Below are 7652 nucleotides of genomic sequence, written 5' to 3'. Positions count from 1 at the left end.
CGGCTCGATCACTGCCCACAGATCGTCGTCGACTTCCCACGGCTTCGGCCGCGCCACCGCACACCTCCGGATCATCGGTCCCGGAGTGATCCAACCACTTCGAAGATCATTTCGTTAGGGGTTCTAAGACAGTGTCCTATTGTCGAGCCGGTGCGGGTCGGCCGGCAGGCCGTCATCGAACTTGAGCCCGATCTCCGGGGTGCCGTTGACGAGGAGGAGTTCTTCCCGGTGGGCGGTCGAGCCCTGCATCGGGACGAAGCCGCAGATCCGTGTCGACTCGCTTTCCAGGTACGGGCCGTGCTCGCCCCCGACCCGGGTGAAGGCCACCGACCGGGTCAGGCCGCGCATCCGCAGCGGCACGACGAGCCGGCCGCCCAACTTGAGTTGGGAGGTCCAGGCCGGGGCGATGTCCCAGGCCCCGGCGGTCACCATCACGACGTTGACCTCGCCGAGGTCCGGGATGGGCTCGGCCGCATCGGCGGTGACGACGTGCACCCTGTCGTAGCCATGCTCGTTCAGGAGCCGGCGCGCGCGATCGGTGACGACGGGGTCGATGTCCACGGTGACGACTTCACCGTTCTCACCGACGAGCTCGGCGAGGTAGGCCGCGTTCAGCCCGCCCGAGCCGATCTCCAGGACCCGCATCCCGGGCTTCACCTGGGCCTGCTCCAGCATCATGGCCTGGATCTGCGGCGCGGAGACCGAACTGAGCTGCACACCGTGCTCGTCCGTCTTGGTGATCACGGCGGCGTACGTGTCGTACGCCTCGTCCAGCGGCGTGTCAGCGGGGGGTGAACTCGTGCCGGGGCACCTTGCGCATCACCGCCTCGACCTCCGGGGAAGAGATGTCGCCGTCCGCGCACAGCTCGTCCACCACCTTGTTCCGCAGGCGGGACGCCTCGTCGGGCTCGACGGTCGTGTTCGTCATGGACTTCCTTCGGTCGTTCGTGTTCGGGGAATTCGTAGGCCGGCATCGCCGGCCCGCTGGGCCGGGAGGCTATCGGCGGTGCGCCCCACTCGACCGCAACGACGCAGGGGGCTTGGTGACCGCTCCTGACCCAAGCCTTCAGGTGTCAAGTCAGGAGTGGGGCCCAGGGGTCATCTCGCCGACGGACGGGTAGGTGAGGAACACGTAGCGCACATAGAGATGGGCCAGTACGCGCGCGTACGTCTCGTCGTCAGTGGTGAGTGCTGGCCGTGCGATGGCGAGGATGCCGTGGGCGTACCCCTGTGCCGCGTACCGGCAGGCCGCTGCGAACCCGGGCCGTTCGGCGAGCGGAGGCGGCTGCCCCACGTCGGCGAACGAACTCTGGGTGACCTCTGAGCGCCATTTTGGGGCGCGCCCCTCGCCACCGTGACCGCCGCCGCGGTTCGCGGGCTCGGGCCCCGTCCCTGGGCCTGGGTCTGTTCTCGAGCTGTCCCGGGCCCGGCCCGTTCCTGGCACGTTTCCGTTGTGGGATCGGGCTGGGCTCGGCGGAGCGTTGTACATGCACCGCCGGGCCGAGCCGTGGGGTCACTTCTTTCGGGAACGGCGGCCGATGAGTATGCCGGTGGTCACCGCCAGTACCGCGATGACCGTCAGCACTACGCCGGGGGTGCCGTCGGGGAACCAGATCGCCGCCTGATCGGTCATGAGTCGTACCCCTTTTTCCGTGAGCCGGATTTCCGTGCTCGGGTGCCCGATCTCACCCGACGTACAGGTCCTTCGCCTCGTCTCCGACGGCCGAGCCCAGCAGGGCGCAGCCGCCAGCTACGACCGCGCCGCCCAGACCGGCGGTCGCCGCGCCGGCCGCGCCGGCGACGAACATGCAGGCGGTCTCGGTCGCGAGACCGGCGAGGGCCCCGACCAGGTCGCCTTCGAGTGCTTTGCCGTCCCCGTTCAGGGCGTCGGTGCCGAGCTCCGTCAGGTCCTTGATGAGCAGGAACTTGTCGATGAAGCTGTGCCCGTCGGGGTCGATGCGGTTGAGGGGGTCGCCGTCGGCGTAGAGGTAGGGGTTCGTCTCCTTGCCGGAGGGGTCGGGCTGGGTGAAGCGCCCGATGTACGGGTCGTAGTAGCGCGCCCCGAAGTGGTAGAGGCCGGTGGGGTCCTGGTAGCCGCCGGCGAACCGGAAGGGCTGCGGCACGGACTCCGTAGTGCCGGTGCGGGGCAGGCCGGTCGGCGTGTAGGCGTAGGTGTTCTCCCGCTTGCCGGAGTCGTCGACCAGAGCGATGACCGACCCCAGGGCGTCGGTGAGGTAGAAGTGGCTGCGGCCACCGGTGGACAAGGAGTTGAGCGTGCCGTTCGGCTCCCTGATGAACTCGGTGTCCTTGCCGGCGGTCGTCTGCCCGGACAGGCCCAGCGGCCCGTTGTGGAAGGTGGTGCCGCCCAGCCGGGTGCGCTCACTGCTGTCGGTGCTGGCGTACTGGGCGGTGTACGTGGTGCCGTCGGTGGCCAGCGACTTCAGCTGGCTGTGGTCGGTGTACTGCTCGTCGGTGCGGGCGGTGGCCGGGGCCGGGGCGGCGGAGGTCTCGTTGCCCGCCTTGTCGTAGGACCAGCCGGTCCTCACGCCGTTCCTGGCGACAAGCTGGGAGACGTCGTTGTAGGTGAAGGCGTCGGCCTTGCCGGGGCAGCCGGGCGAGGTGCCCTGTGACGTGAGGTTGCCCGCCGGGTCGAAGCAATACTGCCAGGACACCTGGCGGCCCGACGCGTCGGTCTCGGCCGCCAGGGAGAGCCGCCCGGCGCTGTTGTAGTCGTAGGTGGTCCGGGTCTTCGCGAGGTGGTCCGTGCGCGCCCGGATCTTCATCCCGTCCAGCGACTTGTCACCGGAGACGTAACCGTACTCGTAGGAAAGGTTGTTGAGGATGATCCCCGACGGCGCGGACACCTTGAGGTTCTGCGGTCGCCCGGAGTCGTCCAGCGTCTGCGCCTGCACGGTCCCGCCGGGGTACGTCGTGCGGGTGCGGCGGTCGTTGTTGTCGTAGCCGTAGGTCGTCTTCTTCCCCTGAGGCCCGGTGAGTTCGGTCAGCCGGTCGGCCGCGTCCCAGGTGTAGTCGGTGGTCCCGCCCGGGTCGGTGTAGGTGTCCACGTTGCCGTCGGCGGTGTAGGCCAGCACCGTCTGCGAGCCGTTTTGCAGGGTGCGGACGGTCTCCCGGCTCAGCGCGTCGAACTGGTAGTGCTGGGAGCCGGTGGAGTCCGTGCGGGTGGACAAATTCCCGTCGCCGTCGTAGTCATAGCGCACGGTCGTCGAGCCGCTGCTCTCGACCGCCACCACGCGGTCGCGCCGGTCGTAGGTGTAGGTGAGTTTCACGCCCCGCCCGTCGGTCACGGTCGCGGTGCGGCCCAGGGCGTCGTAGGTGTAGGTGGTGCGGCCCAGGGGAGCGGGCGGGGTGGCGCTGTCGAGGTTGCCCGCAGCGTCGTAGTGGAAGTCGGTCCGCTTGCCGTCCGCGTCCGTCGCCGAGCAACGCTGGCCCTGGAAGCCGCCGCAGGTGGGGTTGGCCTCGTTGTAGGTGAAGGTGCGGGTTCCGCCCGCGCCGCTGGTCGCCACGGACGCGGTGTTGCCCGCGGCGTCGTAGGAGAAGTCGGTCTTCTCGCCGTCGGCGCTGGTGGAACTGGTGAGCCGCTCCGCCCCCGCGACGGTCTGCCAACTCCCGGTCGAGGTGGCCCCGGTCGGCATCTTGGCCGAGGAGGGGTTGTTGCGGGCGTCCCACCCGTAGGTGGTCACATTGCCGCCCGTCCCGCCGCTACCGGTGCCCATCGCGTCGGTGGCGGTCTGCAGGAGGTGGTTGAGGTACGTCGAGGACCGTACGTGCCCCAGCGCGTCGGTGACCTTGAGGATCTCGCCGTCGGCGTTGTGCTCGTACGCGGTGGTGTCGCCGAGCGGGTCGGTCACCTTGCTGGTGCCCTGTTCCGCCGGCGTGGCCTTGTCGTAGGAGTAGGTGTACGTGGGTCCGCTCCCGCCGCCGCTCTCGGCGTACCGGCGGACGGAGGTGACCCGGTCGGCCGCGTCGTAGGTGAACGCGGTGGAACGCCCCTCCGGGGTGGTCACCTTGACGATCCGGCCGTCGCCGTCGTAGCCGTACGAGGTCGTTCGGCCCGCGGTGTCGGTGGTGCGCAGTACGTTGCCGTGCTCCGCTGACAGTTCGAGGCCGACCGTGCGGCCCGTGTTGTCCTTCGCCTCCCAGCGGGTGGCGCTGGGGTGGGTCAGGTCGATCCAGCGGCCCGAGCGGGTCTCGGTGAGCTTGAAGCCCGCGTCGGCGCCGCCGGCGCGATGCGCGGTGACGCTGAGGACACCGCCGTTGCGTTCGGTGACCTTGGTGAGCCGGCCGGCCGTGTCGTAGGTGTCGGCGGCGCCCGAGGAGCGGTCGGTCAGGGTGTAGGTGCCGTCGGCGTTCTTGCGCAGATCCTTGGAGTACCCGCTCGGCGTGCTCAGGCTGCCGTCGTCGCCGCGGCCGAACTCCACGGGGGCGCCGGTCTCGTCGTAGGCGAGGACCGAGTCCGCCCCGCTCACGTCGAGGTTGCGTTCGTACCCCAGCCACCAGGGACGGCTGGTCTGGCCCGTCGGCGCGTCGAAGGAGTTGTACGTCCGGGTGAGCCGCAGGGGCTGGCCCACACCGGCGATGTCGAAGTCGGTGGCGGCCAGCATCAGGTTGCCGGTGGAGTAGTCGACCCGGCCCACCAGGGCGTCGGTGATGCGGAAGTCGGCTATGCGGTGCCAGGGCACCTGGCCTTGGCCGCGCGGCACGTACGCCGCCGCGCGCGCCGCGGACGGGGCGGCGGCGCGCCGGCCCTGCCTGAGCCGCTTCGACTCCCGCTGAGCGTACGCCTGTTGGGCTTCGGAGGGGGCGTGGGAGCGCACGGTGCGCGGCGGTCGGGTCACACCGTCGCGGACCGGGGGCATCTTCGCCCGGCCGTGGTCACGCCAGTGCGAGCCGCCCGGCGCGGGGTCGGAGCGGGGGGCGGCCGTGGCGGGGGTGGCGGTGGCGCCGAGGGCGAGTACCGCAGTCAGCGCGGTCAGCAACTGTGCGCTTCGGTACTCGCCCCGGCGGCGCCCGAATCTGTCGTACGGGCGTGAGAAGAACATGGTTCCCCCTGGTGTGAGATGGACTCAGTGGCCCCTCGGCTCACTGAGCCTTCTCAACGTGACCCGCCCCCGAGGGAATTGGGCCTCAGTTCGAATAGCGTCGTAGTGTTTGAGCGCCGCCCCGCTTCGTGGTCGACTGCGACGCCGCCCCGGAGGCGGCCGCGTCAATCAGGCGAGCCACGGACATCCCAGGGAGCCCACTGTGCGCACTTCCGTCTTCGTCACCGCCGCCGTGTCCGCCGCCGTCGGCGTCGTGACCGCCGTCGCCCCCGCGGCCTTCGCCGAACCCGACCCGTCGGGCTGCCCGAAGGAGTACTTCTGCATCTACGCGGGGGAGGGCCAGACCGGTGCGGTGGTGCTCAAGGTCACCGACAACTGGAGCGGGAGCGTCTCCGGCCGGTCCGTATTCAACAACGGCATCCCCTACCCGGGCGCCGACCACGTCCAGCTCACCTGGACGTACAACGGCGGCACCTGGGAGGAGTGTGTGCACTACAACCCCGGCCCGGGGACATACAAGTACGACTTCGAGCCCGGTGTGACCTTCACTAAGGTGGTCTGGCGCGGCGAGTGCTGACCTCCCGTCAGGTACCGGCCTGTCGGCGCAGGGCGGCTGTAGCGGCCGCGCTTCTGCGACCTCATTGAGGAGTTCACCGTCCTCTTCCATGGCTGTCAGCCGACGGATCTTGACGAGTTCGGGCCGATTCACACTGGTCTGTACGAGGCGCACTTGAAGTTCGGCCATGCGGCTCGACGCTCTCTCGATCCGTCGCAGGAGCACGTTGGCCGGGCGTTGGCGGGTCCGTCGGCGTGGCACGGAGTCGAGTCCTATGCCCGAGGTGGTCATCCTGTGGATTGATCGGATGGCTGCGGATACGTGGGCCCCGATGATGAGAGGCGGCCGTTTCTGGGGGCCCTCCGAGGTACTCGTACTAGGCTCCCGCGGACGGCAACGTCTACAGGTTCCCAGCCTCCGCTACGTGCGACTTCGATCGTCTCGACATCTGCTGAGGGCACGTCGGCCCTGGGTGCGCTGCTGATGGTGTCCGGGTCGGAGGTCTTCGCGGGACGGCCGCGTAGTGACGACAGTTGGACGTAGTGGCGGCCGGGACTCGGGTGGACCATGTTGCGCCGGGCGGGGGTTGCTCGTGTTGTGTGTCCGGTGGCGCGGTGGCCAGGCGTGGTTGGTGTGGGTGTCAGGTGGTGTGTGGGCTGGTGGGGTGGGGTGCCTGGTGGGGTGGTTGGTGTGTTGGGGGGAGGAGTCGTTGGTTGCCGTGTTCGTCGTGTACGGCGGTGTATCCGGCGTGGGTGAGTCGTTGTGTGATGTTTTTGCGGTGGGTGGCGCCGATGGTGAATGCGGCGGTGGCGAGCAGGGCGACCGCTGTGCCTGAGGTGAGTGCTTCGAGGGGGGATGTGTCGATGAGCATGAGGAGGGTCAGGGCGGCGCAGGCGAGGTAGGTCAGTGTCTTTTGGGTGCGGGTGGCGATGTAGAGGGCCATGACGTCGAAGGTGATGAGGTCTTTCAGCACGGCCACGGCGCCGGCGGCTTCGGGCAGTGGTGTGAGTGTGCCGTGTTTGAGGCCCGGTAGGGTTCCGCCGTTGCCGGCTTGGGGGTGGCGGGTGATGGTGGCTGCTTCGCGGACGCGTGCGTCTGGGTGGGGGTCGCGGTGCATCCGGACCTGGACGAGGGAGTTCTTGTATCCGGTCCTGTACGCCGTGGTGTAGGTGTAGCCGTACTGCTGCGCCACGTGTGCCAGGGCGGCTGCCTTGCGTGTGGTGCCCTGGGGGGCGATCTCGATGATGTCCTGCTGGCGGGCGATCTGCTGCAGCATCCCCGCTATGTGACGCTCGACGGACATCCTGTTTCCCCTCCCCCTGGGGGACCCTGTGCCTAGGGCCCGGCTGGCGCACAGCCTAGTACTCCGGTATGCCACCAGGTCGTGAGTGGCTGGAGACCGCAGGTGCTGCGCCTGCTCCGGTACGCCTGCGGATTCCTTGCGCCTTGCCGCTTTCGGTGCACTCGTGGACCGAAGCGTGGGTGCCGAGTCGCGTTGTACGGCCGCTTGTGGCCTGCGCTGACGGGGCGTCCGGGATGGTTGTGCCTGTGCCGGTGTTCTCGGGCGCGGCGGTCGTTTTTGGGGGCGTGTCAGTTCGAGTCAGCGTGCCGGTGTCGGGTTGGCGGGGCAGCCCGGGTTGGTGCGGCTGTCCCGGGCGGGTGGGGCAGTCTTGTGGTGGTGGGGGAGGGCATCGGGTGCCTGGGTGTGGCTGTGTGGGAGGTCGGTGTGGCCTGCTGGGTGGGGGGCGGGTGAGTGCGGCGTGAGGGCCACGGCCACGTCCGGTGCTGCGCCGTCAGGCGACCCGGCTGTCTGCTGTGACTGGGCTGGTGGGTGGCTCGTGCTGTGGGCTGGGTTGAGTGTTGGTCGGTTTGTGCCGGGGCCGGTGCTCCACGCATGTGGGCTGTGGCGTCTTGGTGGGGGTGGGGGGGTGTGTCCCGGCGGGGTTGGTTGCGGTCTTGGGCGTGGCCGGGTGCGGGGGTGGGTCTCCGAGCAACCCCTCTTTGCTGGTGTGGTGTTGGGGGTTTGTTCGCTGCTC

The 7652-nt window shown here is 69.4% G+C and carries 4 protein-coding genes and 1 pseudogene; 1 reads left to right on the top strand and 4 read right to left on the bottom strand.

Going from position 1 to position 7652, the window contains the following annotated elements; all coding sequences use genetic code 11:
• Positions 1 to 138 precede the first annotated feature (138 nt).
• From fxlM to ACFYQQ_RS39495, 3 genes and pseudogenes are all read right to left on the bottom strand, one after another.
• A pseudogene (gene fxlM / locus ACFYQQ_RS39505) lies at positions 139 to 928 on the bottom strand (methyltransferase, FxLD system); the annotation flags it as partial.
• A 150-nt stretch (positions 929 to 1078) separates the two neighbouring features.
• Positions 1079 to 1294 (bottom strand): hypothetical protein, encoded by a 216-nt coding sequence (locus ACFYQQ_RS39500; RefSeq protein ID WP_355795115.1) that lies wholly within the window; start codon positions 1292 to 1294, stop codon positions 1079 to 1081.
• A gap of 391 nt (positions 1295 to 1685) precedes the next feature.
• The gene (locus ACFYQQ_RS39495) at positions 1686 to 5060 is read right to left on the bottom strand and encodes an RHS repeat-associated core domain-containing protein (protein ID WP_388907332.1); all 3375 of its coding nucleotides are present in this window, start codon (positions 5058 to 5060) and stop codon (positions 1686 to 1688) included.
• A 202-nt stretch (positions 5061 to 5262) separates the two neighbouring features.
• Between ACFYQQ_RS39495 and ACFYQQ_RS39490 the strand changes: the two genes are divergently transcribed.
• The gene (locus tag ACFYQQ_RS39490) at positions 5263 to 5637 is read left to right on the top strand and encodes a peptidase inhibitor family I36 protein (protein ID WP_355794479.1); all 375 of its coding nucleotides are present in this window, start codon (positions 5263 to 5265) and stop codon (positions 5635 to 5637) included.
• A 619-nt stretch (positions 5638 to 6256) separates the two neighbouring features.
• Here the strand turns inward: ACFYQQ_RS39490 and ACFYQQ_RS39485 are convergent.
• A complete protein-coding gene (locus ACFYQQ_RS39485) occupies positions 6257 to 6892 on the bottom strand; it encodes a hypothetical protein (protein ID WP_356244662.1) in 636 nt (211 codons plus the stop codon).
• Positions 6893 to 7652 lie beyond the last annotated feature (760 nt).

It is taken from the genome of Streptomyces sp. NPDC005496 (assembly GCF_042872045.1).
Classification (GTDB): domain Bacteria; phylum Actinomycetota; class Actinomycetes; order Streptomycetales; family Streptomycetaceae; genus Streptomyces.
This window is presented reverse-complemented; position numbering and strand designations above follow the sequence as displayed.

What these genes read in the sequence shown, in the direction of transcription:
- ACFYQQ_RS39495 (WP_388907332.1), bottom strand. Translation starts at nt 5,060, where the DNA reads ATGTTCTTCTCACGCCCGTACGACAGATTCGGGCGCCGCCGGGGCGAG.
- ACFYQQ_RS39485 (WP_356244662.1), bottom strand. Translation starts at nt 6,892, where the DNA reads ATGCTGCAGCAGATCGCCCGCCAGCAGGACATCATCGAGATCGCCCCC.